The 25,975-nt window shown below is 70.3% G+C and carries 23 protein-coding genes and 2 pseudogenes; 14 read left to right on the top strand and 11 right to left on the bottom strand.

All coding sequences use genetic code 11. From position 1 onward, the window contains the following. The first annotated feature begins 42 nt into the window (after positions 1–42). Both IAG42_RS00375 and IAG42_RS00370 read left to right on the top strand, forming a co-directional pair. Positions 43–1,071: a zinc-binding dehydrogenase gene (locus IAG42_RS00375; RefSeq protein WP_188334968.1), complete on the top strand. Its 1,029-nt coding sequence runs from the start codon at positions 43–45 to the stop codon at positions 1,069–1,071. A 118-nt stretch (positions 1,072–1,189) separates the two neighbouring features. After that, a pseudogene (locus IAG42_RS00370) lies at positions 1,190–2,041 on the top strand (aldo/keto reductase). A 627-nt stretch (positions 2,042–2,668) separates the two neighbouring features. On the opposite strand, the gene IAG42_RS00365 reads toward IAG42_RS00370, so the two are convergent. After that, the gene (locus tag IAG42_RS00365) at positions 2,669–3,250 is read right to left on the bottom strand and encodes a TetR/AcrR family transcriptional regulator (protein WP_188334967.1); all 582 of its coding nucleotides are present in this window, start codon (positions 3,248–3,250) and stop codon (positions 2,669–2,671) included. Positions 3,251–3,355: 105 nt separating this feature from the next. Here IAG42_RS00365 and IAG42_RS00360 point away from each other — a divergent pair, with 105 nt between their 5' ends. Both IAG42_RS00360 and IAG42_RS00355 read left to right on the top strand, forming a co-directional pair. Then, on the top strand, positions 3,356–4,237 hold the full coding sequence (locus IAG42_RS00360; protein WP_188334966.1) for an SDR family oxidoreductase: 882 nt from the start codon (positions 3,356–3,358) through the stop codon (positions 4,235–4,237). Positions 4,238–4,469: 232 nt separating this feature from the next. Then, a complete protein-coding gene (locus IAG42_RS00355; protein ID WP_188334965.1) occupies positions 4,470–4,949 on the top strand; it encodes an RICIN domain-containing protein in 480 nt (159 codons plus the stop codon). A gap of 152 nt (positions 4,950–5,101) precedes the next feature. Here the strand turns inward: IAG42_RS00355 and IAG42_RS00350 are convergent, their stop codons facing one another. Beyond that, the gene (locus IAG42_RS00350) at positions 5,102–5,785 is read right to left on the bottom strand and encodes a DUF4232 domain-containing protein (RefSeq protein WP_188334964.1); all 684 of its coding nucleotides are present in this window, start codon (positions 5,783–5,785) and stop codon (positions 5,102–5,104) included. 319 nt (positions 5,786–6,104) lie between these two features. Here IAG42_RS00350 and IAG42_RS00345 point away from each other — a divergent pair, with 319 nt between their 5' ends. Next, positions 6,105–6,491 (top strand): hypothetical protein, encoded by a 387-nt coding sequence (locus tag IAG42_RS00345; RefSeq protein ID WP_188334963.1) that lies wholly within the window; start codon positions 6,105–6,107, stop codon positions 6,489–6,491. Positions 6,492–6,521: 30 nt separating this feature from the next. Here IAG42_RS00345 and IAG42_RS00340 read toward each other — a convergent pair whose 3' ends face one another. Together IAG42_RS00340 and IAG42_RS00335 are read right to left on the bottom strand one after the other, a co-directional pair. Next, positions 6,522–6,725: a hypothetical protein gene (locus IAG42_RS00340; RefSeq protein WP_188334962.1), complete on the bottom strand. Its 204-nt coding sequence runs from the start codon at positions 6,723–6,725 to the stop codon at positions 6,522–6,524. Positions 6,726–6,905: 180 nt separating this feature from the next. Then, positions 6,906–8,585 (bottom strand): carboxylesterase/lipase family protein, encoded by a 1,680-nt coding sequence (locus IAG42_RS00335; protein ID WP_188341110.1) that lies wholly within the window; start codon positions 8,583–8,585, stop codon positions 6,906–6,908. Between the two features lie 200 nt (positions 8,586–8,785). Between IAG42_RS00335 and IAG42_RS00330 the strand changes: the two genes are divergently transcribed. Then, complete coding sequence (locus tag IAG42_RS00330) at positions 8,786–9,742, top strand: helix-turn-helix domain-containing protein (protein WP_188334961.1); 957 nt, start codon at positions 8,786–8,788, stop codon at positions 9,740–9,742. 233 nt (positions 9,743–9,975) lie between these two features. Here IAG42_RS00330 and IAG42_RS00325 read toward each other — a convergent pair whose 3' ends face one another. Together IAG42_RS00325 and IAG42_RS00320 are read right to left on the bottom strand one after the other, a co-directional pair. Next, the gene (locus IAG42_RS00325) at positions 9,976–10,536 is read right to left on the bottom strand and encodes a nitroreductase family protein (RefSeq protein WP_188334960.1); all 561 of its coding nucleotides are present in this window, start codon (positions 10,534–10,536) and stop codon (positions 9,976–9,978) included. Between the two features lie 123 nt (positions 10,537–10,659). Beyond that, positions 10,660–11,292, bottom strand: a complete 633-nt coding sequence (locus IAG42_RS00320; protein ID WP_188334959.1) for a TMEM175 family protein — start codon at positions 11,290–11,292, stop codon at positions 10,660–10,662. 282 nt (positions 11,293–11,574) lie between these two features. Between IAG42_RS00320 and IAG42_RS00315 the strand changes: the two genes are divergently transcribed. From IAG42_RS00315 to IAG42_RS00280, 8 genes and pseudogenes are all read left to right on the top strand, one after another. Beyond that, positions 11,575–12,411, top strand: a complete 837-nt coding sequence (locus IAG42_RS00315; protein ID WP_188334958.1) for an alpha/beta fold hydrolase — start codon at positions 11,575–11,577, stop codon at positions 12,409–12,411. A 116-nt stretch (positions 12,412–12,527) separates the two neighbouring features. Further along, positions 12,528–12,902, top strand: a pseudogene (locus tag IAG42_RS00310) (NAD(P)H-dependent oxidoreductase); the annotation flags it as partial. A 206-nt stretch (positions 12,903–13,108) separates the two neighbouring features. After that, a complete protein-coding gene (locus tag IAG42_RS00305; protein WP_188334957.1) occupies positions 13,109–13,771 on the top strand; it encodes a hydrolase in 663 nt (220 codons plus the stop codon). A 5-nt stretch (positions 13,772–13,776) separates the two neighbouring features. Beyond that, positions 13,777–14,277, top strand: coding sequence for a DoxX family protein (locus IAG42_RS00300; protein WP_188334956.1), 501 nt, complete (start codon positions 13,777–13,779; stop codon positions 14,275–14,277). 93 nt (positions 14,278–14,370) lie between these two features. Further along, positions 14,371–14,949 carry a Dps family protein gene (locus IAG42_RS00295; RefSeq protein ID WP_188334955.1) on the top strand — a complete coding sequence of 193 codons (579 nt, stop codon included), beginning with the start codon at positions 14,371–14,373 and terminating at the stop codon, positions 14,947–14,949. A gap of 65 nt (positions 14,950–15,014) precedes the next feature. Continuing rightward, positions 15,015–15,968, top strand: coding sequence for an alpha/beta hydrolase (locus IAG42_RS00290; RefSeq protein WP_188334954.1), 954 nt, complete (start codon positions 15,015–15,017; stop codon positions 15,966–15,968). Beyond that, positions 15,965–17,854 carry an amidohydrolase gene (locus tag IAG42_RS00285; protein WP_188334953.1) on the top strand — a complete coding sequence of 630 codons (1,890 nt, stop codon included), beginning with the start codon at positions 15,965–15,967 and terminating at the stop codon, positions 17,852–17,854. The genes IAG42_RS00290 and IAG42_RS00285 overlap by 4 nt, the downstream gene beginning before the upstream one ends. 16 nt (positions 17,855–17,870) lie before the next feature. Continuing rightward, complete coding sequence (locus tag IAG42_RS00280; RefSeq protein ID WP_223205784.1) at positions 17,871–18,632, top strand: GPR1/FUN34/YaaH family transporter; 762 nt, start codon at positions 17,871–17,873, stop codon at positions 18,630–18,632. Positions 18,633–18,650: 18 nt separating this feature from the next. On the opposite strand, the gene IAG42_RS00275 is transcribed toward IAG42_RS00280, so the two are convergent. The 5 genes from IAG42_RS00275 to IAG42_RS00255 all read right to left on the bottom strand — a co-directional run bounded on the left by IAG42_RS00275 (position 18,651) and on the right by IAG42_RS00255 (position 25,829). Continuing rightward, positions 18,651–19,490 (bottom strand): carbohydrate ABC transporter permease, encoded by an 840-nt coding sequence (locus IAG42_RS00275; protein WP_223205783.1) that lies wholly within the window; start codon positions 19,488–19,490, stop codon positions 18,651–18,653. Positions 19,491–19,503: 13 nt separating this feature from the next. After that, positions 19,504–20,460: a carbohydrate ABC transporter permease gene (locus tag IAG42_RS00270; RefSeq protein WP_188334952.1), complete on the bottom strand. Its 957-nt coding sequence runs from the start codon at positions 20,458–20,460 to the stop codon at positions 19,504–19,506. Then, complete coding sequence (locus tag IAG42_RS00265) at positions 20,432–21,685, bottom strand: sugar ABC transporter substrate-binding protein (protein ID WP_223205782.1); 1,254 nt, start codon at positions 21,683–21,685, stop codon at positions 20,432–20,434. The genes IAG42_RS00270 and IAG42_RS00265 overlap by 29 nt, the downstream gene beginning before the upstream one ends. Positions 21,686–21,797: 112 nt before the next feature. After that, the gene (locus IAG42_RS00260; RefSeq protein WP_188334951.1) at positions 21,798–24,653 is read right to left on the bottom strand and encodes a helix-turn-helix transcriptional regulator; all 2,856 of its coding nucleotides are present in this window, start codon (positions 24,651–24,653) and stop codon (positions 21,798–21,800) included. Positions 24,654–24,776: 123 nt separating this feature from the next. Further along, on the bottom strand, positions 24,777–25,829 hold the full coding sequence (locus IAG42_RS00255) for an AraC-like ligand-binding domain-containing protein (RefSeq protein WP_188341106.1): 1,053 nt from the start codon (positions 25,827–25,829) through the stop codon (positions 24,777–24,779). Between the last annotated feature and the right edge of the window lie 146 nt (positions 25,830–25,975).

The following is a 25,975-nucleotide window of genomic DNA, read 5'->3' as shown; positions in this document are numbered from 1 at the left end:
GCCGTCCCGAACCAGCAACCCCCGTTTGGAGCAATACCCGCCATGCGCGCAGCAGTGATGTACGGAGCCGGCGACGTCCGCGTCGAGGACCGGGCCGACCCGAAGATCGTCGACTCGACCGACGCCGTGGTGCGCACGCTCGCCGCCTGTGTGTGCGGCAGCGACCTGTGGCCCTACGGCTCCATGCCCGCTACCGATACCGGCCGCCCCATGGGCCATGAGTTCCTGGGCGTCGTCGAGGAGACGGGCACGGATGTGACCGGCCTGAAGACCGGTGACCTGGTCGTCGCCCCGTTCACGTACAGCGACAACACCTGCGACTACTGTGCCAAGGGGCTGCAGATCTCCTGCCGCAACGGCGGCCGGTACGGCTTCGACCATGTGGACGGCGGGCAGGGCGAAGCCGTCCGCGTCCCCTACGCGGACGGCACGCTGGTGAAGCTGCCGGTGGCCGCCGACTCGGCGCTGTTGCCGTCGCTGCTCACCCTCTCCGACGTGATGACCACCGGCCACCACGGTGCCGTCACCGCCGGCGTCGGCCGCGGCGATGCGGTGCTCGTGGTCGGAGACGGCGCGGTCGGGCTCTGTGCCGTGATCGCCGCCAAACGACTGGGTGCCGAGCGGATCGTGCTTGCCGGCCGTCACGAATCGCGCACCACACTGGGCCGGCACTTCGGCGCCACCGACGTGGTCGCCGCACGCGGCGAGGAAGGCATCGCCCGGATCCGAGAGCTGACCGGCGGCGTCGACAAGGTGATCGAAGCCGTCGGCACCCGCCCGGCACTCGACACCGCACTCGGCGCGATCCGGGACGGCGGCACCATCAGCCGCCTCGGCGCCCCCCAGTACGAGCAGGGCCCGATCGGCCCGGCCGTCTTCATGCGCAACATCACCCTGACCGGCGGCGCCAGCCCCGCCCGCGCCTACATCGAGCAGCTGCTGCCCGACGTCCTGGACGGCACCATCGCTCCCGGCCGGGTCTTCGACCAGACCTTCCCCCTCGATCAGACACCGGATGCCTACCGGGCCATGGCCGACCGTCAGGTCCTCAAGGCCCTCATCCGCCCGTGACCACGTCTGCGGCACGTCCACCGGAACCTGGCTTGCTCCCACTGCGGGTAGAAGCGGTCCCTCGCACCCGCCACTCCCGCTCACCGATCAACCCCGAACATTCCGAAGGAAGACCCTCATGCAGTACGTGACCTTGAACAACGGCGTCGAGATGCCCCTGCTCGGCTTCGGCGTCTACCAGATTCCCGCGGAGGACACCGAACGCGCCGTTTCCGAGGCCCTGGTCGCCGGCTACCGCCTGCTGGACACGGCCGCGGCCTACGGCAACGAAGAAGCCGTCGGCCGCGCCATCAAGGCCAGCGGCATCCCGCGCGAGGACCTGTTCGTCACCACCAAGCTGTGGATCCAGGACGCGCCCGCCCAGGACCACGCCCGCCGCGCCTTCGAGACGTCCCTGACCAAGCTGGGCCTGGACCACCTCGACCTCTACCTCATGCACCAGCCCTACGGCGACGTCTACGGTCAGTGGCGCGCCATGGAAGCCCTGAACCGTGAGGGCGCGGCCAAGGCGATCGGTGTCGCCAATTTCTACCCCGACCGCCTGCTCGACCTGATCGTCAACAACGAGATCACCCCGGCCGTCAACCAGATCGAGACCCACCCCTTCTTCCAGCGCGCCGACTACCAGACCCTCATGCGCGAGCACGGCGTGCAGATCCAGTCCTGGGGCGGCTTCGCCGAAGGCAGGAACAACCTGTTCACCGACCCGCTCCTCGCCGACATCGGCAAAGAGCACGGCAAGTCCGTCGCCCAGGTCGTCCTGCGCTGGCTGACCCAGCGAGGCGTCGTCGCCATTCCCAAGTCCGTGCGCGCTGAGCGCATGGCCGAGAACTTCGACATCTTCGACTTCCGGCTCACCGATGAGTAGATGGACCGGATCGCCACCCTCGACACAGGCAGCTCCCTCTTCTTCGACCATCACGACCCCGAGATCGTCACCTGGCTCGCCGCGCGCCGCCTGGACGCCTGACCAAGCGCCTCCGGGCGAGCACGAGACCGCAGGCCAACAGCCGGCCGCCCCCTTCCCGCTCCGACGAGGCGGACTCTCCAGGCATGGTCCCGACGGGTCCTCGCCCGTATCGCCCTTGGTGCTCCCTAGGAGGCCACCGACGAGGCTGCTCGTGGCGGGGCTGCGGTGGCCGGTGCCGGCCTGGTGGCTGTCGCTGGTGATGCTGCCGATGTTCGCGCTCCACGCGCCGTCCGGCCCGTACGCGGGATGGGCGTGGGACGTACGCGCCGGACTGCTGTTCTGGTCGCATTGCGCAACCGGCCGTGGGTGACGGCCGAGATCGCGTGCGCGAGGGGCTCGACGCGTCCGCCTCCGTCCGCGGCCTGGTCGCCAGCCACCTCAAGAGCGGCCACCGCTACACGTCCTCGACCGCAGAAGGTCCACCACTCGCCCGCCCAGCCAAGGACGCGACACAGCCTGCTGCTGCGGGCTGCATAACGAGGTCTGGGTCCACGACCCCGGACAGGAGGTCTACGTCGCCAGGGTGGACACCGACAGCCTGGCCGAGCAGACCTCGAGGACCTGTTGCAACGACCAGGGACCGTCGGCGCCCGAGTCCACCTATGGCTGGATGATCCGACGAAGGGGCTAGTCGAGGCGCTGTGCCGCCGCGAGGAGTTCATCGAGCGCCGACAGCGTCAGCGTCGCCAGTTCACCGGGGGCGTCGTCCCGTGCCGGGTCGGCCCAGCGGGTGAAGCCCAGCTTGAAGGCCAGGACGCCGAGCTCGGCGGCGACTTGGGCGGTCGCCTCGGGGACACCGCGCTGCCGCAGGGCGCCCACCATCGCGGCGGCCATGCCGATGCTCTTGAGCGCGTTGCGCTCCTGGAGCTCCTCGTTCGCCTCGATTGCGGCGTGCAGGAGCGGACTCAGCTCACGGTTGAACGAGGTCATCTCGCCCGACGCGCGCTCCAGGCCCGCTGCGACGGCCCCCATCGGCGTCGAGTCCGCGGGGGCGTCGGCGATGCCCTCGACCAGGAGGCGGCTGAGCGTCGTCTGCCCAGCCGAGAGGATCTCCCGCTTGTCGGTGAAGTGCCGGTGGAAGGTGCTGCGGGTGAGGCCCGCGCGTTCGGCGATCTCGGCGACGGTCGTGTTGTCGTAGCCCTGCTCCGCGAACAGGCGCAACGCCGCTACGACCAGGCGTTGCCGTGCGTCCGGCTTCCATCTCGGCATACGACCATCCTAAGTGATGCGACACATGTCGCATCGCTGGGTGTAGCGTGGTGAGTGATGCGACACCTGTCGCATCACTTGATCCCTCGCACCTTGGAGTCCGCCATGCGCGTCTTCATCACCGGCGGCACGGGCCTGATCGGCTCCGCCGTCGTCGCCGAACTGCTCTCCGCGCAACACACGGTCACCGCCCTGGCCCGTTCCGACGCCTCCGCCGAGAAGGCCCGGGCGGCCGGCGCCGACGTGGTCCGCGGCGGGCTCACCGACCTGGACGTGCTGCGCGGCGAGGCGGAGAAGGCGGACGGCGTCGTCCACCTCGCCTTCAGCAACGACTTCAGCTCGCCGGAGGCTCTCGCACAGGCCGTCTCCGAGGAAGGCGCCGCGCTCCGCGCACTCGGCGACGCCCTCGTGGGTACGGACAAGCCACTCGTCACCGTGTCCGGTACGCCCCTTGCCCAGGGACGCCCCGCCGTCGAGGAGGACCCGCTGCCCACGGACGGACCGGTCGGCGGGCGCAGCGTCTCGGTGGAGCGCGCCCTCGGCCTGGCCTCACGCGGCGTGCGCAGCACGGCGATCCGGCTGCCGCGCACCGTGCACAACGAGGGTGACGGCGGGTTCGCCGGGCTCCTCACCCAGATCGCCCGCACTACGGGCGTGGCCGGCTACCCCGGTGACGGCACCCAGCGCTGGCCCGCGGTGCACGCGCTCGACGCCGCCGTGCTGTTCCGGCTCGCCCTGGAGAAGGCCCCGGCCGGCACCGCCTGGCACGCCGTCGCCGACGAGGGCGACGCCGTACGGGACATCACCGCGGTCATCGGGCGGCGCCTCGGCGTCCCCTCGGAGTCGGTGCCGCAGGAGAGCTTCGGCGCGCTCGGGCCGATCTTCGCGGCCGACCAGCCGGCGAGCAGCGCACACACCCGCACCGCCCTCGGCTGGCAGCCGACCCGTCCGAGCCTCCTGGAGGACCTGGAGAAGATCCAGCCCTGAGGCACGGCCGACGCCGTCGGTGAGCAGTGCCGCGGTCTGTCATGAGTCCAGATCGCGCGGCGCAGCCGGCTGGGCTGCTGGGGGGCGACCCGCCTGGCAACTGTCCGGTGAGCGTGGTCACTTCGAACGATGACAGGCGGCAGATCAGGCTCGTTTTCCCGTTGTCGCGCCTGCTGGTTCTCCTCTTTAATCTGCGCCGGGCAGACGTCGTGCCAAGGAATGGGGAGGACGCGTGCTGAAGAAGATTGCCGCGGTAGGTGTGGCGGCCGCTGCTCTGGGCTGGGGCCTCGGTGCAGCGCCCGCACAGGCTGCGGGGATGGCGTACATGCAGGTGCGCAGCGTGGCCTACAGCCTGGGGGAGTGCCTCGATTACAGGTCTGACTACGGTCCCTACACGACAGGCTGCAACGGTGGCGCGTACCAGACCTGGCTGATGGTCGATGGCCTGGAAACGGTGACCGAAGTCCGGCAGAACGTCGGCGACAAGCTGTGTCTGGTCGCCCGCAACGGAATGCCGACGATGCGGCAGTGCTTGGCCGACGATCCGGCCGCCTTGTGGAAGGTGCACGGCATCGGTGCCCAGGATGGGTACCAACTGATCAACAACGCAACGAAGACCTGTCTTGTCGCGGGATCAGGGGCGATCCATCACGTCACCCTGAACACGTGCGACGGCGGCCGCTCCCGGCTGTGGGCCCCCTTCTACGCCTGACCGATGTGCGGATCCCACCGACTGGATCGCGGTGAAGGTTCTCTGGCAGCTCACGATCGCCCCGGCCCGCCTTCGCCGACAACGGGTTCGACACCACGGTGGTGTCCCCCGCAGTGGTTCCTGAGCGGGGGTTGGCGGGGCGGGTGGCGAGGTCAGCCGGCCGGTGATTCGCTGGCCTTGCTCACCGGGCTGATCTCCATTTTCCCGCCGTCCTGACCGTCGGTCACGGGGAGCGTGCCCGCCGGCCACTTCAGGGTGACAGGCTGGGTCTCGTTCGGGGGCGTCACCACCATGTCGGTCAGCTTCACACCGGAGCCGCCGGTGTTGTTGACCGGGAACGTGACGTTGAAGGCGGCGGTCTCGCCTTCCTCGAGGGTCTGCGGCACGGCCTGCTCGCCGTTGCGGTCCACGGACACGGTGTCGCCCAGGGACGTCTTGAGGTCGACGCCCGCGAATCCGCGCATGCGGCAGTCGGCGGCGCCGATGTTCTTCAAGGAGACGGTGACGACGCCTTCCGTCTTGTCCGTGGTGTTGTCGGCGGCGGTGACCTCGAGCACGTCGGTGCGGCAGACGTCGGCGAAGCCGCCGCTGTTGTCGCCAGTGCCGGTGCCGGCACCCTGGTCGCTCCCGCCGGTGCCAGTGCTGGTGTCGGCGCCTCCGTCCGTCTTGCCGGTGCCGGTGCCGCCCGCCTTGTCTGCCGACGCGGTGGGGCTGGCCTGCGTGCTGTCCGACGCGTTGTCGTCGCCGTTGCAGGCGGTGAGCGAGAGGCTCAGGATCGCGGCTGTGGCGGCGAGGACGGTCGTGCGGGCAATTGCGCGGGCCGTGGTGCGGGTCATGGTGATGTGCTCCAGTCTTCCGGAGAGCCCACGGTCGGTGGGCTCCTTGTTGACCACCACCTTGCCGTCGACCGTCGCCGTACTGTCGTCTCCGCGCTATCGCCCGGTTGTCGTCCGACTTCCGGCGTGGGCCTCGAACCTGCCCGTGCGTACCGAACGGCCGCACTCGTGAATTGACTCGGGGAATCGCCAGAATCCGCTTCGGGCCATCCGGCGGGTCCGCACTGGGGGACCGCGGCCGTCGTGGAGCCCCGTCCGGGCCGGGGCGTTCCCGGCCCGCAGCACTGTCCCGTGGACGTGCGGCATAGAATCCTTGGTCATGTCGAAGCCTGACGAACTGCTCGTCGACCTCGCCACCGCGGTCGAGTCCGAGCACAGCACACAGATGTCCCTGACCGTGGTCACCGGCGGTGCGGTCATCACCGGCCGGCTGGCACCCGAAGCGGTCTGGCGGGAGCGGGTCTCGCAAGTCCTGACGGACTCGGAGAAGCTCGGCCCCTTCGCGGCTGTCTTCACCGAGCGAGAGGCGCGGCCAGGATCTGCGGCCGGCGGCGGTCCGGTCCGAGTGCCCACCCACCTTCATTTCCACGTCGCGCGAATCCTGCAGGGAAGCATGGGCATCCCCGAGACGGGCGGGATGTACCGCGTCGCGATCGCAGAGGTCAACGCCTGGACCGTCGGCGACTTCAGCTACTCCGACCGCTGACCCCCGAAGCTGAGCCCCCGCGGGGGTCGCCTACTGGTAGCAGGGATCCCCGCACAGCATCGTGACCGTGGCGCTGTCGCCGGCCGCAGCGGAGGCGGCGCGGTAGGTGGTGGACGTAGGGGGCTTACTCGTCTCCCAGGGCATGGGCGCCGCCATGGCCCGGGAGACGGCGAGGGAGGTGAAGGCTGCGGTGGCCACGAGTACGGCGGCAACTGCCCTCTGGCGCAGACACATCTGGACTCCTTGATCGACGATCGACAAGTAACGGGGTGCTCGGCGGCCTGCGGAGACCGGCGTGGACCACGAGGCGCGTGACGACGGTGGCCGGGACAACGAAGCCCGCGATCCATGACGTGCGCAGTGTGATGTCGGCCAAGGCCGTGGCCGCCCTCCAGCCGTTCCGAGATCCGCACCTCACTGGGATCGGCGGTCCCAGAACGAGCATTGGTGCGCCGAGTACGCGTCGACAGAGCGGATCCCGCCCGGTTCGGGAGCCAGTGACTGCACCGATGGCGCGTGAGGTGACGAAGCGTGGAGGGCGGGCCAGAGCGGGGCGTCGGTGGTGTTCGGGTTCCCGGCGCGTGCGAAGTTCGACCAGTAGCCGACCATTCGGTCCGACAGGGCGCGCTGGTCTTCGTTCTGCGGCCGTTCGGTGGGGAACGAGGAAAACAGGAACGGCATCTCGAAGCCGTGCGCCGCGCCGTAGGGGAATTCCGGGTTCGCCGGCAGGCCGGCGAGGACCGGGGCGTGCGGATCGTTGAACTCGTAGCCGTACAGGGAGAGGCCAGGGGCGTGCCTCGCGATGGCCCGGCCGGCCGCCAGCGTGGTGCACGTGAAGGACCGGTCGGTCAGCACCGCCGCCCAGGCCAGCGCGGGAGAGGGATGGCGTGCCGCCGGATACCGCGCCTCGACGGCCGGGGCCGCGGCCCCGAAGGCCTCCCTCAAGCGGGCTCGGTAGTCGTCCTCGGTGCGGATCGGGAACGCGGCGAGCGACGAGCCGACGAACATCCGCATCTCGTCGTGGTTGGTGCCCAGGATGACCGGCAGGCGGTGGAAGCGTCCCGACGCCAGCGCCTGGGCGGGTGCCTTCGGCAACAGCCCGTTGCCGAAGGCGGGCCGGTTGAAGGACTGCATCAGCTGTGCGGTGGCGAGACGATCCGTGCTGAGCCCGCGCAGGCAGGCCAGAACCTCGTCGCTCTCGGCCTCGGTACAGCCCAGCTGCCGGGCAGCTTCCGCACCGGCTGTCTGCACATCCGCTTGTGAGGCAAACGGCTCGTACGCCGGTGTTCCGGGGGCGAGCGCGCCGCGCGGGAAGGAGGTGAGGCAGGAACCGCTCTGGAGGACGGCCCGCTGGAAGAGCCCGGCGGCCGCCGGAGAGGTGAGGTGGGCACAGATGCTGATTGCGCCCGCTGACTCACCGAACAGCGTGACATTGCGTGGATCGCCCCCGAAACGCCCGGCGTTCGCCCGTACCCAGCGCAGGGCGGCCTGCTGGTCCGCCAGGCCGAACGGCGGGGCGGCGCCCAACCCGGAGTGGCCGAAGTAGCCGAAGATTCCCAACCGGTAGTTGACCGTGACGACGATGGCGTCACCTTGGACCGCGAGACGTTCGGCGCTGTAGTCACTGCCGGAGCCGCCCAGGAACGCACCGCCGTGCATCCACACCATCACGGGCCGCTTCCTCGCAGCCTGCCCGGCCGCCGGCACCGTGACGTTGAGGTAGAGGCAGTCCTCCGAGCCGGTGACCCCGCTCGCACCCGGTGCCGGCATCTGCACGCACCGTTCGGCCGGCTTCGTCGCGTCTCTGACCCCCTGCCACGCAGGGGCGGGCACGGGGGCACGCCAGCGCAGCGGTCCGGTCGGCGGCGCGGCGTACGGAATTCCGTCGAAGGCGGTGTACGAGCCGTGGGACACGCCCCGTACCAGGCCCTGCTCCGTCCGTACGACCGTACGTTCCGGTCTCCGGGCGTCAGGGGATCCGGGGCCTGCGCCGGTCGCGGGTGCGGCGGTGGCCGACACCAGCGCCACTGCGCACAGCAGCGGGAGGAGCGCCGTACGGAGTCCGGCCTTTCGCTCCAGACGCGGTGCTGACATGGGTGGGGGCATGAGTACCACCGTTCTTGGTCGGTTCGGAATGAGACGGGAAGCCACAGGACGCCGCCGTGACACACGGCCGGCCCCACCGGTCCGGGCAAGACAAGGCGGCACGAGACCTGAGTTGCGAGAACAGTGCGGACCGATTCGCCGGCGATCAATACGCTAGAACCTCCCGCGCACTGGAGGTTCAAGGGGCTGTGACGCAAGACACGTGGAGCATCGGTGAACTCGCGGCCGCAACGGGCCTCCCCGTCAAAACGCTCCGCTACTACTCGGACAGCGGTCTGCTCCCGGTAGCCGCGCGCAGCACCGGCGGTCATCGGCGCTACGGCCCCGAGGCGTGGGAGCGGATCAAGCTCATCAGACGCCTGCGGGCGCTGGACACCCCGATCGCCACGATCACCCAGGTGGTCACGGGGGAGCGCACACTCGGCGAACTGGTGGCGACCGAACTCGAATCGGTGCAGGAGCGACTGTCCGAACTGCGGTGGCGCGAGGCCACGCTCAAGGCACTGGACGACTGCCCGGGCGAGGAACGGCTCGGGCGCCTGGAGATACTCTCCCGCGTGCAGCGGCTGCCGGAGGCGCATCGCACGCTCACTGATCACTGGTATCGCGAGCTGTCCGCGGCCCTGCCCGAGCCCCGACTCGACAGCATGGTCGCCATGCTGGCCCCCGCCCCGCCTCAGGACCCTGTCCCCGCCTCGGCCCTGGCCTACGCCGAGCTGCACCTGCTCATTTCCACGCCCGAGTTCACCCGCTGGACCCAGGACCACGACGAAGAGATGAGGGACGGCCCGGCCTTCTACGCGGAGATCGACGAAGCCGCCACGCTGACGGCCGCCGCTCTGGCTCAAGGCCTGCCGCCCGGCGCCGGTGACGCGGTTGATGCCTTCGTGTCCGCCCACGCGCGAGCCCGACGGGAGTCGGACACCCCCGCGTTCCGCGCACACCTCCACGGACTGGTGTCACGGTCGTCCGGCTTCGACCCCCGACTGGAGCGGTACTGGGCTCTGGTCGGCACCGCCACGGGCGGGCGCGTCCTGAACATGACCGTGGCGCATCGATGGCTCACCGAGGGCCTGTCCATGTCGATCGCCGCGACTCCGTACACGGCGACCGCGACGACCTCCCGGGGCTTCGGCACTCCTTGAGAGCGGGGCTGCGCCAGGGCGACTGCTCCGCTGGTCGCCCGAGCTGTGTGCCGACGGAAGTCGGTGCTGAAAGCCGCGAGTCACCTCGTCGTCCACCACGCCGTCAGGGCAGAGTCGGCGCCCACCGCCAGGAGCGTGACGAGGCGGACGGGCACGCGCTGCCCGGTCGTCCGGAAGCCTCCGATGCGAACGTCGACGGCGGGACCGCGCTTCTGACTCGTCCCGACCATCGCCTACTCGTCCGGTGTCCAGGGAGCGGAGCGCAAGTGCGCGACGCTGCGCCGACCGCGGAGCTCTGACGGTCCGTCCGCCGCCTTGCCCACCGCGACCATCGAGACGATCACCCAGCCCGGGTTAGGGTCCAGCTCCTTCGTGAGCCCTTCCAGGTCGAAGGCCCGGAACTGGTGCGCGGCGAGTCCCATGGCCTGGGCCTGAACCGTCATGTGGGCGACGGCCTGGCCGAGGTCGTAGTCCGCGAACTCGGAGTAGAGCAACTGTGAGGTGTCGACGTATCGGCGCGTCAGCGTGACGACGAGCAGGCTCGCATCCGTCGCCCAGCGGGCCGAGCTCGGCGCAAGGTGGGGGAGCACCCGGTCGTGCTCCGGCTCGCCGGGCCTGCCGACGAAGAAGCCCCACGGCTGGGAGTTCCCCGCTGACGGTGCCCACCGCGCGGCCTCCAGCAGCAGTCCGAGGGCATGGTCGTCGACCACCGCCGAACGATCGAACCGGTAGGGGCTGAAGCGCCCGGCAAGCAGCGGGTGTATGCCGCTCGGCGGCTCCTGAGGATGGTCCACGTGCCGTTGCAACCGGCGATGGTGAGTGCGTATTCCGGCCGGTGCAACGCGCGGACACCGGCCAAGCCGGACGATCGCCCGCGAGGAAGAGGCGACGCCTCTGCCTCTGCCGTTCCTCCGGCGTCATCCGACCTGCCGTACCTCGGAGTCGTGGTGGGAGTGGTGGAAGGCCCGGTCGAGGCGGCGGTCCGGGATCACCCAGATCACGGCCACCGCGACGAACGTGCCGAGCCCGATCCATACCCCGATGCGTGCGGTGCCCCCGTCGATCGCGGCGGCCAGGATCCCCACCAGGTAGAGGGCCACGGAAGCCTTGCCCTTCCTGTCGCGCCCGACCGCCTGACGCAGCGGAGAACGTTCCCCCTGGATCCTGACGATCGTCGCCTGCAGCACGAAGTAGGCAAGGGAGATCAGGAGGAGATCTATGCCGTAGACGACGACGGGCGTCTGAGCGAAGTCGGTTTCGTCCATCCAGGCCGTGGTGAACGGCAGGAAGGAAAGGAAGAAGAGGAGGCCGAGATTGGCCCAGAGAACACTGCCGTCGATGCGGGTGACCAGTTGCAGCGTGTGGTGATGATTGTTCCAGTAGATACCCACGTAGACGAACGACACCAGGTAGCTCAGCAGCGCGTTTCCGGTGGTGTCCCGAAGTGCTGACAGGCTGTCACCGTCCGGCACCTTCAGGCTCAGCACCATGATGGTGATGATGATGGCCAGGACGCCATCGCTGAAGGCCTCCAGCCTGTTCTTGTTCATCGCACAGTCTCCTTCCGCCACCGTGCCCGGGTGGCATGCGGTGGTCGGCGCCATTTTGACGGGCGGGGTCGGGCGTCCTGCAATCATCCTTGGGGCCGCCGCGTCCGCCGCTTGTCGCAGGCGCTGAGGTTCGGCCCGGAGCGCAACCATGCACTCGTGGACAAGACGCAGTGCGTGACGCGGCAAGCGGCGGTTCCTCCTCGGCCGTAGCTTCACTTTCATCCCCGCCGAACAGTGCGCGGACCTGCTATTTCATATCGACTCGCATCGAGGAGACGTTCCATGCCGTACATCACCGTGGGCCAGGAGAACACCAGCCCCATCGAGCTGTACTACGAGGACCAGGGCGCCGGACAGCCGGTCGTCCTCATCCATGGCTTCCCGCTCGACGGTCACTCCTGGGAGCGGCAGACCGCCGCGCTGCTCGACGCGGGCCACCGCGTGATCACCTACGACCGCCGCGGATTCGGGCAGTCCTCGCAGCCGGCCACCGGTTACGACTACGACACTTTTGCCGGCGACCTGAACACCGTGATGGAGACCCTCGACCTGCACGACGCGGTCCTCGTGGGATTCTCGATGGGCACGGGCGAGGTGGCCCGCTACGTCTCCACGTACGGCACGGACCGCGTCGCCAAAGTCGCCTTCCTGGCCTCTCTCGAGCCCTGCCTCCTCAAGAGCGACGACAACCCGGACGGTGTCGCTCCGAAGGAGTTCTTCGACGGAGTCGTCGCGGCGGTCAAGGCCGACCGCTACGCCTACTACACGGCCTTCTTCAACGACTTCTACAACCTCGACGAGAACCTGGGAACCCGCATCAGCGAGGAGGCCGTCCGCAACAGCTGGGACACCGCCGCCCGCGGCGGCTCCTTCGCCGCGTCCGCCGCGCCGGCGACCTGGTACACCGACTTCCGCGCCGACATCCCCGCCGTCGACGTGCCGGCCCTGATCCTGCACGGGACCGCCGACCGCATCCTTCCGGCCGAGGGCACGGCGCGCCCCTTCCACAAGGCGCTGCCGGCGGCCGACTACGCCGAGATCGAAGGCGCTCCGCACGGCCTGCTGTGGACCCACGCCGAGGAGGTCAACAGCGCCCTGCTCGCCTTCCTGGCGAAGTAGCGCAGCGAAGCAGGTAGTGCCGCGCAGTTGACCCGCCGGGGTGACGCCTGTGTCCAGGCGTCACCCCGGCATCATGGTTCCGGCATGGGAACCGGACGAGTTCAGGAGAGCAACACCTGACCCCGGTGTTCACCGCCTCCTACAGCGGGCTGTTCAAGTCCTTCTTCGACGTGATCGCCCCGGATGCGCTCACCGGGCATCCGGCTCTGATCGCGGCAACCGGCGGCACCGCCCGCCACTCCCTGGTCCTCGAGCACGCGCTGCGCCCGCTCTTCGCGTATCTGCGCGCAGCGGTCGTGCCCACCGCGGTCTACGCGGCGTCCGAGGACTGGGGATCCGCGGGGGACGACCACACCGACGGCCTGCCCGGGCGGATCCGCCGCGCGGGCGGTGAACTGGCCGCCCTCATGGCGGCCCTCCCGCCCCGAGCGGATTCCGCGGACGACATCACCGCCCTCGAGCAGCAAATCGCCGACCTGCGCTTCGAGTGAGTACGGGATCGGATGTCAACGGGAACGGCCCCAGGTCACAGACCTGGGGCCGTTCCCGTTCTCGGCTGCCCGGAGAGTGCTCTGTCGTGCCAGGGGCTGTGCACTGTAGGCAAAACCCAGGTGCCCGGACGGCCGTAGCTTTCGAGGCGTTCCGCCCGCCACGTACCCCCGGCGGGTGGCTTCACACCGTTTTGAAAGGACCCCTCATGTTCGACATCACCAAGGTGCAGGCCGCTCCCGGTACCGACCTTCTGACGCCCGACAACTCGGTCATGCTCTTCGTGGACCACCAGCCGCAGATGTTCTTCGGCACCGGGAGCGGCGATCGTGCCGCGATCATCAACAGCACCGTGGGTCTCGCCAAGGCGGCCAAGGCATTTGACGTTCCGGCCGTTCTGACCACGGTCGCCGCCGAGTCCTTCTCCGGGCCCCTGCTGCCGCAGCTCGCCGAAGTGTTCCCGAAGCACGAGGCCATCGACCGCACCACCATGAACGCCTGGGAGGACGAGGCTCTCGTGGCGGCCGTCAAGGCCACCGGTCGGAAGAAGATCATCCTGTCGGGCCTGTGGACCGAGGTCTGCCTGGTACTGCCGGCACTCTCCGCCCTGGAGCAGGGGTACGAGGTGTACGTGGTCTCCGACGCCTCCGGTGGTGTCAGCCCGGCGGCCCACGAGCACGCGCTGCAGCGCATGATCGCGGCCGGCGCCGTCCCGGTGACCTGGGTTCAGGTGCTGCTGGAGCTGCAGCGCGACTGGGCTCGTCAGGAGACGTACGGCGCGGTCATGGACATCGTCAAGGCCCACGCGGGTGCGTACGGTCTCGGTGTCGTGTACGCGCAGAGCGTCGTCGGCGCGCACGCCGCGGGCTGAACCGCATGGACACCGGCATTCTGATCCTGCGTCTGCTGGTGGGGCTGCTTGTCGCCGGCCACGGCGTGCAGAAGGTCAGTCGTCGCCTGGGCGGCGAGGGACTGGCGGGCGGTGCCCAGGAGTTCCGTGCGGACGGCTTCCGAGGGGGAGCGTTCACCGCGCTGGCGGCGGGAGGCGGTCAGATCGGCTCCGGTCTGCTGCTCGCCGCCGGGCTGCTGACGCCGCTCGCGGCGACCGGGGCCATCGGGGTCATGACCGTCGCTCTCACCGTGAAGTGGCACAACGGTCTCTGGGTGCAGCACGACGGGTACGAGTACCCCCTCGTCCTCATCTGCACCTCCGCCGCCCTCGCCGCCACCGGACCCGGCGCATGGTCCCTCGACGCGGTCCTCGGCCTCCCGCCGTACCCCTCGTGGTGGGCGGCTGTCGCCCTCGCTGCCGGTCTCGCCAGCGGACTTCTCACCCGGCTCCTGCTGCACCGGCCCGCCGCAACGGCCGTGCGCTGAGCGCTGGCCGACCAGACCGGGTCCGGCCGCCCGAGTCCCCCGGCCGGGCGGCCGGACCCCTCCCTCGATTTCACTCCCGAACAGGAAGACCAGATGGACACCCTCACGAACGCGCAGAGCGGCGGCCAGCCGCTGACCCACCAGAAGGGTGCCGAGACCCAGGCCTTCGGCACACTCAAGCAGCTGCCGATCGGTCTCGGCCACGACACCCGGATGTACGCCTGCCAGAGGCTCAACCGCGTCCTGGCGGACACTCAGATCCTCTACTCCCTCTACAAGAAGCATCACTGGCTCATGCGGGGAGCGACCTTCTACTCCCTTCATCTGATGCTGGACAAGCATGCGGAGACCCAGCTGGGGATCGTGGACGCGTTGGCCGAGCGAGTACAGAGCCTCGGTGGCGTCGCCGTCGGGGATCCCCGCCACGTGGCGGAACTGACCGCGATTCCCCGGCCGCCGAACGGCGTCGAGCCGGTGCCGGTCATGCTGTCGCGGCTGCTCGACGCACACGAGCGCATCCTGATCGAAGCACGGGACGCCGCTGCCCGGCTCTCCTCGGAAGGCGACGAGGGCAGCACCGACCTGCTGGTCTCCGACGTCATCCGCACCGGCGAGGCACAGGTCTGGTTCCTCGCCGAACACCTCGTCGACACCCCGCTGGTCCGGGGCTGACCTTCCGGCGCCCGCACCGCCGTCCCCCGACCACCGCGAACACCCCATCTCAAGGAGCACTCCCCATGACCGACCGACCCGTACTCGAGCCCGCCGCTCAGGCGTTCGCCGACGCCACCGCTCAGCCGCCGTACCTCTACCAGATCCCCGTCACCGAAGGACGCAAGGCGGTGGACGACGTCCAGAGCGGTGAGGGGGTTCCGCTGCCCGCCGTCGACGAGGAATGGGTGACCGTGAACGGCGGACCGACCGGCGAGGTCCGAGCCAGGATCGTCCGCCCGCACGGCAGCACCGGCATCCTGCCCGTCGTCCTCTACCTGCACGGCGCCGGATGGGTCTTCGGCAACGCGCACACTCACGACCGGCTGGTTCGCGAGCTGGCCGTCGGCACCCATGCGGCCGTCGTCTTCCCCGAGTACGACCTGTCGCCCGAGTCCCGCTACCCCGTGGCCATCGAGCAGAACTACACCGTCGCCCAGTGGATCGCCCGCGACGGACGGAACAAGAACCTCGACGGCACCCGGATCGCCGTCGCGGGCGACTCCGTCGGCGGCAACATGGCCGCGGCCCTCACCCTCATGGCCAAGCAGCGCGGCGACGTGCGCCTGGTCCAGCAGGTCCTGTTCTATCCCGTGACCGACGCGAGCTTCGACAACGCCTCCTACGAGCAGTTCGCGACCGGCTACTTCCTGCGCCGGGAAGCCATGGAGTGGTTCTGGAACCAGTACACGACCGACGAGGCGGAGCGCGCCCAGATCACGGCATCTCCGCTGCGTGCCTCCGTCGAGCAGCTGGCAGGACTGCCGCCGGCCCTGGTGATCACCGCCGAGGCCGACGTCCTGCGTGACGAGGGCGAGGCGTACGCGGCGAAGCTCCGCGCCGCCGGAGTTTCCGTCGCCGCCCTGCGCGTCCAGGGCGTCATCCACGACTTCGTCATGCTGAACGCCCTCCGCGAGACCCAGGGTGCCGAACTCGCCCTCTGCGTCGCCACCGACGTCCTGCGCAAGGCCCTCGCATGACCGGGCCCTCGACCAGCATGCCCGTGGCGGGCCTCGTGCCCGCCCCGCGGCGGGAACCCGCGCACGCCGACCTGCTGGTCCGCAACGCCAAGGTGTTCACCGGCGACCCCCACCGACCGCACGCCCGTGCCGTCGCCGTCCGCGACGGCCGGGTGGCAGCCCTCGGCGACGACCACGAGCTCGCGCCGCTCGTCGGCCCCGGCACCCGGGTCGTCGACGCCCTGGGCCGCCGTGTGATCCCGGGCCTGAACGACTCGCATCTGCACGTCATCCGCGGCGGCCTGAACTACGTACTCGAACTGCGCTGGGACGGTGTGCGCAGCCTCCGCCAGGCCCTGGCCATGCTGCGTGAGCAGGCCGGCCGCACCCCGAAGGGCCAGTGGATCAGGGTTGTCGGAGGCTGGACCGCCGAGCAGTTCGCCGAGCGCCGGATGCCCACCGTGGCCGAACTGAACGCGGCCGCACCCGACACCCCCGTGTTCGTCCTGCACCTCTACCAGTCGGCGCTGATGAACCGTGCGGCCGTCCATGCCGCTGGATTCACCCGTGACACCCCCGACCCGCGCGGAGGCCAGATCGTCCGGGGCCGCGACGGCGAGCCGAACGGCGTCCTGCTCGCGGCACCCAGCGCGCTCGTCCTGTACTCGACCCTGGCCAAGGCCCCCACCCTGGACCCCGCCGACAAACGCACCTCGACCCGGCACTTCCTGCGGGAGCTGAACCGCTTCGGACTCACCTCGGCGGTCGACGCCGCCGGAGGCTTCCAGAACTTCCCCGACGACTACGCCACCGTCGCCGCACTTGCCGAGGCAGGGGAACTCTCCCTGCGCATCGCCTACCACCTCTTCCCGCAGACGGCGGGCCAGGAACTCGCCGATCTGAAGCGCTGGACCGAGATGGTCAAGCCCGGCGACGGCGACGCATGGCTGCGGCTCAACGGCGCGGGGGAGAACCTGACCTGGGCCGCGGCCGACTTCGAGAACTTCTCCGAACCCCGGCCGGAACTCGCCGCCGGGTACGAGACGGAGTTCGAGCAGGCCGTCCGGATTCTCGTCGAGAACGGCTGGGGCTTCCGCCTGCACGCCACCTACGACGAGACCATCCGACGCGACCTGACCGTCTTCGAGAAGCTCGCGGCCGAAGGGCTCTTCCCCGGCAGTGGACGCTGGCTGTTCGACCACGCGGAAACGGTCTCGGCCGGCAGCCTGGACCGGATCGCCGCCCTCGGCGGCGCGGTGTCCGTGCAGAACCGCATGTCCTTCCAGGGCACCGCCTTCCGGGACCGGTACGGCGCCGAGGCGGCAGCCCACACCCCGCCGGTGCGGGCCATGCTCGACCGCGGCCTGACCGTCGCCGCGGGCACCGACGCGACACGGGTGTCCTCCTACAACCCGTGGGTGGCGCTGCACTGGCTGATCACCGGCCGGACCGTCGGCGGCACGCCGCTGCGCGGGCCCGCGAACCTGCTCACCAGGGAGAGCGCACTCGGCCTCTACACCCGCGGCGGGGCGAGGCTGACCGGAGAGCAGGACGTCAAGGGCATCCTGCGCGAGGGGTACTTCGGGGACCTCACGGTTCTCTCCGAGGACTACTTCACCGTGCCCGACCAGGTGATCCCCGACATCGAGGCCGTACTCACCGTCGTCGACGGCCGGATCGTGTACGCCTCCGCCGAGTACGAGGGCCTCGACGAGGCACTGCCCCCGATCGCTCCCCACTGGTCGCCCGTGGCCCGTTTCGGCGGCTACCAGGCGGGCGGCGTACGGCAGGCCGCGCTGGTGGCCGAGGCCGCCACCGAGTCCGCCGAGCACCAACGGTGGCGCGTGGCGCGGGGTGCGACCCCCGGCGCCCCGTACACCCTGGTCGACCCCTGCTTCACGCACTGAATGCCGAGGAACCCGTATGAACCCCGATCCCGACCCCGAATCCGCCACCGAGTTCCAGGCCGCGGACGCCGCCGGAAAGACCGCCGGCACTGTGCCCCCGGCCGGCGGGCGCCGCTTCGAGCCCGACCTGCGGTCCATGACCCGGATCACGCTGCGCCCCATCGCCTCACCCATGCCGCTGGGCTTCTTCACGGTGGCGATCGCCTCCGTGATGACGGCGTGCCTGCAACTGGGGGTGTTCGACGAAGAGGCCCGCGCAGCCGTCGCCCTGTGCGTGCTGCCCGCCTTCGCACTGCAACTCCTGGTGAGCTACCTGGCCTTCGGAGCGCGCGACGTCATCGCGGCGACCCTGATGGCGGTGTTCGCCGGCAGTTGGCTGCCGTACGCGCTCATCATGCTCACGGACGCGACCGACGGCCTTCGGGTGCTGGGCGTGTTCAACCTGGCGCTGCTGTGCTTCGGGGCGCTGATGACCGCCGTCACCAGGCCCAAGCGTGCGCTGTGGTGCGTCCTCGCCGTCTCGCTGCCCCGCTGGGCGGCCACCGGCCTCGCGGGACTGACCGGAGCCGAATGGCTGACGCGCACCTCGGGAGCGCTCGGCCTCGTCGTGGCGCTCGTCGCGATGTACGCGGCGTTCGCCCTGATGCTGGAGGACATGCGCAGCGAGGAGGTGTTGCCCATCGGCCGCAGCGGACCCGCACACGCCGCGATGGAGGGTGACCTGTCCGTCCAACTGCGCAACCTGGAGCGGCACGCGGGAGTGCGACGGACGCTCTGACCGATCCGACGACGGGCCTCAGTGTGTCGCTCCGCAGGCGGGGCCCGTGGTGATGTGGCGCTGTGCCACGACGACGAGCACCGCCGCGGGCAGCGATGCCAGAACCGCCGTGGCCATGGTCGCGTTCCACCGGGTGCTGTGGGCGCCGAGGTAGTCGAAGAGGCTGACCGTGACCGGCCGGACCGCGTCGCCGGTCGTCAAGGTGAGCGCGAACAAGGTGTCGCCCCAGGCGAAGAGAAAGGCGAACACGCCTGCTGTGACCAGTGCGTTCATGCTCAGGGGCAGCATGAGGGAAAGGAACACGCGGCGGTGTCCGGCCCCGTCGAGGCGGGCCGCCTCGACAAGCTCCCGGGGGACCGCCCCCATGGCCGTCCTCAGGACCAGGATCGCGAAGGGCACACCGGCGGTGGAATCAGCGAGTATCAGGCCGAGGTACGAGTCGAGGAGTCCGGTGTCGGCGTAGAAGCCGTGCAGCGCGTTCGCCACGCTGATGCCGGGCACCGCTTGGAGGAACAGCACAGCGAAGAGGAACGGGCCGGCGCCAGGCACGGGGGAGAGCGTCAGCGCGTACGCCGCGGGAGCGGAGAGCGCGAGGCTGAGGGCGGCGGTACCGAGCGACACGACCAGGCTGGTGACGAGAGCACCGCCCTGGTCGTGGAGGGCCGTGACGTAGCCCCCTGGATCGGCATCCGACAGAAGCCACGAACCCGGCTGGGAACGACCGGCGGGCTGTACGGAGGCGCTCACCATGCCGTAGACGGGGGAGAGCATCAGAGCCAGAAGAACGATCGCGACGAGCGTGCCTGCCCAGCGGCGTGCGGGGCGCGGGCGGCGTTTCAGCGGTCGTACGGGAGCCACGTGTTCTCGTTCCTCAAAGACGCCGGGCGCGGCGGAGCGCGCTCAGATGGATCAGGGCGAGGACGAGCGAGACCAGGACGAGCACATTGCCCGTGGCAGCGGCACGCCCGAACTCGTACTGCGTGTATGCCTGCTCGAACGCCAGGACCGCGAGGGTCTGCGTCGCACCGGCGGGACCGCCGCCGGTGAGGGCCAGCACGACGTCCGGAGCTCGGAGGGTGTAGATGACACCGAGGACGAGGACAACAGCGGCCGTCGGCCGTAGCTGCGGCCAGGTGATGAACCGGAAGCGGCGTACGGGTCCGGCCCCGTCCAACTGCGCCGCCTCGTCGGTCTGGGGCGGGATCGCCTGCAGACCCGTGTAGAGAAGGGCGGTGTTGAAAGGGATGCCCACCCAGGTGTTGACGAGGACCACGGACCACAGAGCCTCCTGGGTACCGGTGAGCCAGGGGACGTCAGAGGTGACGAGGTGCAGCGCGCGCAGTGCCTCGTTGACCACCCCGTCGTCCGCGTCGAGCATCCACCGCCAGGCCGTTCCGGTCGCGACCAGCGGCATCAGCCACGGCAGCAGCATCAGCGAGCGGACAAGACGGCCGAGCGGGAAGCGGCGGTGGAAGAACAGTGCGAGCGCCAGCCCGGCCGTGAACTGAGCCACCAGTGAACCGGCCGTGTACAGGCCGGTGATGGCCGCCGCCCGCCAGAACTCGTCCGAGGCGAGCAGCCGGACATGATTGTCCGGGCCGGTGAACGGTGCCCTGCCACGGAGGAGGGTCGTCGCGGTGGACTCGCGCAGACTCGCCTCGATGTTGTCGACGAGCGGTCGGCCGAGAAACAGCAGCAGATACACGGCGGCCGGGGTGAGGAACGCGGCACGGACCACTGTGTCCCGTCGCCGCGCCCTCACCGCCGCAGCGGGCTGTACCCGGAGCCGGCCCTCGGTGTCAGGAGCCCGTAGCCGTGCGCTGCGCATGCCTGAGCGCTTCCTCGGGAGTCTGCCGTCCCGACACCGCGGCCTGGACGGCCGTCTGGATGGCGGTGGCCGTCTTCGGCCAGGCGGGGCCCAGTTCCCGGGTCCGCGCCCGCGCGCCCCGGACGCTCTCGACGAATGCGGCCATCGAGGGGACCTGCTTCGCGTACCGCGCAGCCACGTCCTTGCGGGACGGGACCGTGTGGTGCCAGGTCGCCAGGGTCTGCATGCTCGTGGGGTCGTTGAGGCAGTCCAGGACCTGGGCCGCCTTGATCCTGCGGGCCTGCGAGTCGTTGCGCGGCACGGTCCAGACCTCGCCGCCGAGCGGGGTGACCAGTGAGGTGCCGGCCCGGGGGACGGGAAGCGGGGCGACGCCCCAGCGCAGGCCCTTCGCCTTCTCGAGCTCGGTCATCCGCCACGGCCCGTTGACCATCATGGCCGCCTTGCCCCCGAGGAACTGCTCGTGCACGTTCGCCTGGTTCCACGTGAGCACGGACCGGGACATGGACCCGTCACGCACGAGATCGGTCCACAGGCGGAGTGCCGCGGCGGCCTGCGGGGTGTCGAGACGCTGCTCGTCACCACCGTTGGACCACAGGAACGGCAGGAACTGGAAGGTGCTTTCGAACGAGGCGTCGGCATCGACCGCCAGCCCGTGGCGGCCGGGCCGGGTCGTGGCACGGGCGGCCTCCCGCAGTTCGTTCCAGGTGCGGGGGACCGTGACACCGGCCTCGGCGAGCATGTCCTTGTTGTAGTAGAGCGCGAGCGTGTTCACGGTGGGGGCCAGGCCGTACACCTCGCCCTGGTATGTGCCGGCCGAGACGATTCCCGAGACAAAGCCGTCGGTGCGTATGCCGTACGTGCGGAGCGGCGTGAGCACGCCGGACCGGGCGATCTCCTGGAGATCGGGGTTGTCGAGCATCAGCAGGTCGGGCAGTGTCCCGGCGGTAGCCTGCCGCACGACTGTGGGCACGAGCGACGGCCCGGGAACGCTGCGGTGCTCGATCGTCACCCCCGCCTTCTTGCCGCAGGAGGTGAGCAGTTCACCCCAGTGGGCGTGCTCGGTGGTGTCGGTGTAGTAGTCGAGCACGGTGAGGGAGGTCACCCGCTCGGTTCGAGCGGAGCCGGAGGGGTCGCCGGTGCCGCAGCCGGCGACGACCAGGACCAGTGCGACAACTGTCGCGAGGGCGGCAAGCGGTCGCCCGAACGGTCCTGCTGGTGCGTTCACGGTGGTGCCTTTCCTGCGCATGAGGGTGCCACTGCGCATGCCGCGCAGCGGTGGGGAGGTGAGTACCGCATGAAAGTGTGACGGATGTGTGAATACGGACGGTCGGAGGGGTCTACTCCGCATCGCCCCGGGCCAGCACCACATGCGTCAGCTGCACCCGCGACGTCACGGTCAGCTTGCGGAAGACCGACGTCAGATGCGTGTTGACGGTGTGGGGGGAGACGAAGAGGGCCTCGGCGGCCGACCGGTTGGTGTGCCCCGCGGCGACCAGCCGCGCCACCTTCCGCTCCGACGCCGTGAGAGCTTCCCAGCCCTGCACGGGGCGGGCGCGGCCGGTGGTGCCGGCACCGGCCGCCGAAGCGCCGCCCGGACCCTGGTGCAGCCGCCGCACACCGGCCGCGGCACCCACCGCGCCCGAGACGACAAAGGCGTCTCGGGCAAGCGCGAGAACAGTCGCTGCCTCTGTAGTCCGTCCCGCTGTCAGCAGAGCCCGCCCCAGTTCGGTGCGGGCCTCCGCCAGGACCATCGGGCGCGGCCCTGCCTCCAGCAATGTCACCGAGCGTTCGAGCAGCCCGACATCACCAGCGGTGAGACCGGCGGTCAGGGCGGCGATCCCCATCGCGGTAGGCACCTCCGGGTTGCGCTCGGCGTAAGCCGCCGCCTGCGCGGACAAGTCCTCGGCCAGCGCACGGTCCCCGGCCAGCAGAGCTGCCCGGACCGCCGGACCGACCCAGGTGCGCAGCAGCCGCCAGCGCATGAACGGGCCGATCTCCTGCAACCGCCGCAGCGATTGCGCCGACACCCGGACGTCTCCGTCGTGTCCGGCGAGCACGGCCTCGAGAAAGCCCACGGCGGCACGATTGCCCGGATTCGGCTTGACCGCCAGACGCTGCCGCGCCGCCGTCAACTGCTCCCCGGCCCCGGCGCGATCACCCCGCTGCAGAGCGATCCAGGCCCGCACCACCCGGGAGTTGACCTGCTGCACCGGAATCTGGACGGCGTCCTCCAACGCCTCCATCGTCACGAAGTGCGCCTCGGCATCGTCGAGCCGGCCGCGCCCCAGATGCTGCTGGGCCTGCGCCCACAGGAGCATGGCCTGGCGATGCGAACCGGCCCCGTCCGCCGCTCGCCGCAGCAACTCCTCGCCTTCGTCGAACCGGTCCATGTGCTGAAGGGCGACGACCTCCTCGGGACGGAACGAACCGTCCACGACGCTCAGCGCCGTGAAACGCGTCACCGCGGCACTGCCGTCGCCCGAATTGAGGGCGACCTCGCCCAGCGCCGCCAGCGCCAGGACGTGCGCCTGGCGGTCCTCGGCCGAGACGGCCGCCGCCAGCGCCTCCTCACCCGCCGCCCGCGCCGTGTCCAGATCCCGGCCGCGCGACAGGGCGAGCGCACGCAGCGCACGCAGGCGCGCCCCCACCTCGGGCGGGGTGCTGCCCACGGCCAGCGCCGCCTCCGTGCGGCGGCACAGTTCCTCGGCCAGGTCGAGGTTCCACAGCGCCCCACCGAGGGCGGCCTGCAGGCGCCCGAACACCGCGAGCGGCGGATGTGCGTCCAGGAGCCGGTCACAGGTCGTCAGCGCCTCGCGATTCCTGCCGGCCCGGATCAGACAGCCTATCGCCTGCTCGCCGATGTCGAACCAGGCCGCCTCCGAGGGCGAGATCAGCTCCAGGGCGCGTGTCATGAGGTCGGCCGCGAGCCCGGGTGTCACCGGCAGCACGTCGTCGGCTGCCTGACGCAGCAGCGCGACGGCCTCCTCGTCACCCGCCTCGGCACCGAGCAGCATGTGCGACACGGCGTCGATCGGCCGGTGCCCCGACGCGACGAGACGGTGCGCGGCCGCCCGGTGCAGCGCGTTGCGCGCCGACGGCGAAATGTCGCTGTAGACCGCCTGCCGCAGCAGGTCGTGCCGGAAGGAGAGGAGTTTGCCGTCGTCCTCGAGCAGCCCCGTCCGCACCGCTTCGTCGAGCGCCGTGATCAGCGCGGACGGCGGCTGCCCGCAGAGCGCCGCCGCGTCCGCGAAGGCGAACTGGCGGCCCAGGACGGCCCCCATCCGCAGGAAGTCACGCGTGGCCGGGCCGAGCGAATCGATCCTGCCGCGCACCCCCGTCACGAGCCCGGTCGGCACGGACCCGGCTGAGTCATGGAGTGGGAGGCCGACCCCCTGCACCTCGATCTTCGTGTCCCGGGCGCGGGGCCTGTCCCGTTCCGTGGTCCGGCCGGAAACCCCTTGCGAACCACCTTCGAAACGCAGCCCCTGGAGCAACTCCACCGCGAGGAAAGGATTTCCACCGGCCCCCTCGAGGAGAATCCGGGTCGGCTCGTCGACCTCAGTACCGAGGGCGTCGCCGGCGAGCCGACTCATGGCCGTGGGGGACAGCGGCCCCAGCTGGAAGGTACTCACCGGCAGCCGGCCACGCGCGGCGGCGAGGATTTCCTCACCGGAGGCCGTGGGCCCTGAACGACCTGTCAGCAGCCACAGGACAGGGGAACTCTGGAGCCGCGCGGGCAGCTGCCGCAGCGCGAAGCGACTCAGCTGGTCGGCCCATTGCACGTCGTCGAGCGCGATGAGCACCGGCGTGTGGCCGGCCCGCGCCTCGATCACTTCGGCGAGTCGCTCCACGAGCCGGATCCGCTGATCGTGATGGCGGGCGAGGTCGGCGAAGGCGTCACCGGACAGCAAAGGCCGCGCGCCGCCGAGGAGACAGCCTGCCAGTGAGGACAACGGCACGAGGTGGTGCAACTCGTCGGCCTTGCCGAGACCGGTGGAAAACCCGGCGCCCTCCGCCAGCGCGATGGCCTCCGCGAGCAGCGTGCTCTTTCCGATGCCGGCCTCGCCACGCAGCAGGGTGACAGCGCCGCAACCGTCACGGGCTACGGAGGAGATGAGGGTACGCAGTTCCGCAAGCTCTGACTCACGGCCCCGCAGCCCGTTACGCGACAGCGGTCCGCCCGACCCCGCCACCTTGCCCTCCCCCTTGATACAGGTGGGCCGCTCCCCGCCACCGTCAACGGTGATGGAGCGACCTCAGGGGGTCACTATGACAAGAAGTGCAGCTCATCGCACAATTGACAGATGGGCGTCTGGTCACGCGGCTTCGCGGTGCGCTCCCTCGTTCCCTTCGGCCGGCCGGGCGGCCGGTGCGCCGAGCGTTGCTGCCGCGGAGTCCCGCCAGTCGACGGGGGACTGCCCGTACGCGGCCCGGAACACCCGGCTGAAATGTGAGGCGCTCGTGAATCCCCACCGGTGGGCGACAGCGGCGACCGTGGTGCGCGTCGCGTCCCTGCGCGCCAGCGCCCGCCGGCACTCCTCGAGACGCCGGCGCTGGATCCACCGGCTGACCGTGATGCCCTCGCCCTCGAACAGCTTGTGCAGGTAGCGCACGGAGATGTGGTGAGCGCGGGCCACGACCTCAGGGGTCAGGTCGGGATCACTGAGATTGCCGTCGATGAACGCGCGGATCCGAGTGAGCAGCACCCGGGAACCGCTGGGTGACTCCAGGGTGTCCGCGCCCCGGCGCTCGTCGGCCAGGACCGTGAGCAGATCGACCACGTTCCGGGCCACGAGCTCGCCGGCCGGTTCCGGGCACGACTCGGCCGTGTCCACCAACTGCGACAGGAACGGCGAGAGAAGACCGCCGATCGCCGACTCGGCGCCGAGCGGGGTGGCCGTGATACGGGCCACGTCCGCCTCTCCGAGGCCGAGGACTGTTCGCGGCAGCACCAACGACTTCGTCTGGAAGGGCTCCGGGAGTGCCAGGCTGATGGGGCGCGCCATGTCATAGACGAAGAGCTGCCCCGGTCTCACCACGCTGTCCCGCGCATCCTGCTCGACGCGGGCACCGCCCCGGCTCAACAGCTTCACGACCACGTAGTTCTCATTGTCGGCACACGCGATGAGCCTTCGGGTCCGGCGCGCCACCTGGGGCTCGCTCTCCACCGTGACCGCCTGCACGCGCCCCAGCGCCGCAGTGCGGATGGTCCCGAACCGCACCTCCTCGGGTACGGCGATGTCCACGCCGCCGAACGTCCGGGCCAGGGCCTCACGCCAGAAGGCCCGGCGCCGGGCGGCGGGAACGGTGTCCGCCGCGTAATGAGTGCAGGAAGTGGGTGCTGCTGACGCTGATCTCGGTGGATCCATCTGCATGTGCTGTGTCCTTCGGGGGGTGCGGGACACCAGACTTTCAACCACTCACGTGCGGCACATCACGTGAATCCGCTAGATCACCTGACTACTTCGGGCGTCGTCGCTGCCGAGCGCCGAAACTCAGCGAGCGCGGCGGCGGG

Origin of the sequence: Streptomyces xanthii (genome assembly GCF_014621695.1) — a bacterium.
Taxonomy (GTDB): Bacteria; Actinomycetota; Actinomycetes; order Streptomycetales; family Streptomycetaceae; genus Streptomyces; species Streptomyces xanthii.
This window is presented reverse-complemented; position numbering and strand designations above follow the sequence as displayed.

What these genes read in the sequence shown, in the direction of transcription:
- IAG42_RS00375 (WP_188334968.1), top strand. Translation starts at nt 43, where the DNA reads ATGCGCGCAGCAGTGATGTACGGAGCCGGCGACGTCCGCGTCGAGGAC.
- IAG42_RS00365 (WP_188334967.1), bottom strand. Translation starts at nt 3,250, where the DNA reads ATGCCGAGATGGAAGCCGGACGCACGGCAACGCCTGGTCGTAGCGGCG.
- IAG42_RS00360 (WP_188334966.1), top strand. Translation starts at nt 3,356, where the DNA reads ATGCGCGTCTTCATCACCGGCGGCACGGGCCTGATCGGCTCCGCCGTC.
- IAG42_RS00350 (WP_188334964.1), bottom strand. Translation starts at nt 5,785, where the DNA reads ATGACCCGCACCACGGCCCGCGCAATTGCCCGCACGACCGTCCTCGCC.
- IAG42_RS00345 (WP_188334963.1), top strand. Translation starts at nt 6,105, where the DNA reads ATGTCGAAGCCTGACGAACTGCTCGTCGACCTCGCCACCGCGGTCGAG.
- IAG42_RS00340 (WP_188334962.1), bottom strand. Translation starts at nt 6,725, where the DNA reads ATGTGTCTGCGCCAGAGGGCAGTTGCCGCCGTACTCGTGGCCACCGCA.
- IAG42_RS00335 (WP_188341110.1), bottom strand. Translation starts at nt 8,585, where the DNA reads ATGTCAGCACCGCGTCTGGAGCGAAAGGCCGGACTCCGTACGGCGCTC.
- IAG42_RS00320 (WP_188334959.1), bottom strand. Translation starts at nt 11,292, where the DNA reads ATGAACAAGAACAGGCTGGAGGCCTTCAGCGATGGCGTCCTGGCCATC.
- IAG42_RS00315 (WP_188334958.1), top strand. Translation starts at nt 11,575, where the DNA reads ATGCCGTACATCACCGTGGGCCAGGAGAACACCAGCCCCATCGAGCTG.
- IAG42_RS00305 (WP_188334957.1), top strand. Translation starts at nt 13,109, where the DNA reads ATGTTCGACATCACCAAGGTGCAGGCCGCTCCCGGTACCGACCTTCTG.
- IAG42_RS00300 (WP_188334956.1), top strand. Translation starts at nt 13,777, where the DNA reads ATGGACACCGGCATTCTGATCCTGCGTCTGCTGGTGGGGCTGCTTGTC.
- IAG42_RS00295 (WP_188334955.1), top strand. Translation starts at nt 14,371, where the DNA reads ATGGACACCCTCACGAACGCGCAGAGCGGCGGCCAGCCGCTGACCCAC.
- IAG42_RS00290 (WP_188334954.1), top strand. Translation starts at nt 15,015, where the DNA reads ATGACCGACCGACCCGTACTCGAGCCCGCCGCTCAGGCGTTCGCCGAC.
- IAG42_RS00285 (WP_188334953.1), top strand. Translation starts at nt 15,965, where the DNA reads ATGACCGGGCCCTCGACCAGCATGCCCGTGGCGGGCCTCGTGCCCGCC.
- IAG42_RS00280 (WP_223205784.1), top strand. Translation starts at nt 17,871, where the DNA reads ATGAACCCCGATCCCGACCCCGAATCCGCCACCGAGTTCCAGGCCGCG.
- IAG42_RS00270 (WP_188334952.1), bottom strand. Translation starts at nt 20,460, where the DNA reads ATGCGCAGCGCACGGCTACGGGCTCCTGACACCGAGGGCCGGCTCCGG.
- IAG42_RS00255 (WP_188341106.1), bottom strand. Translation starts at nt 25,829, where the DNA reads ATGGATCCACCGAGATCAGCGTCAGCAGCACCCACTTCCTGCACTCAT.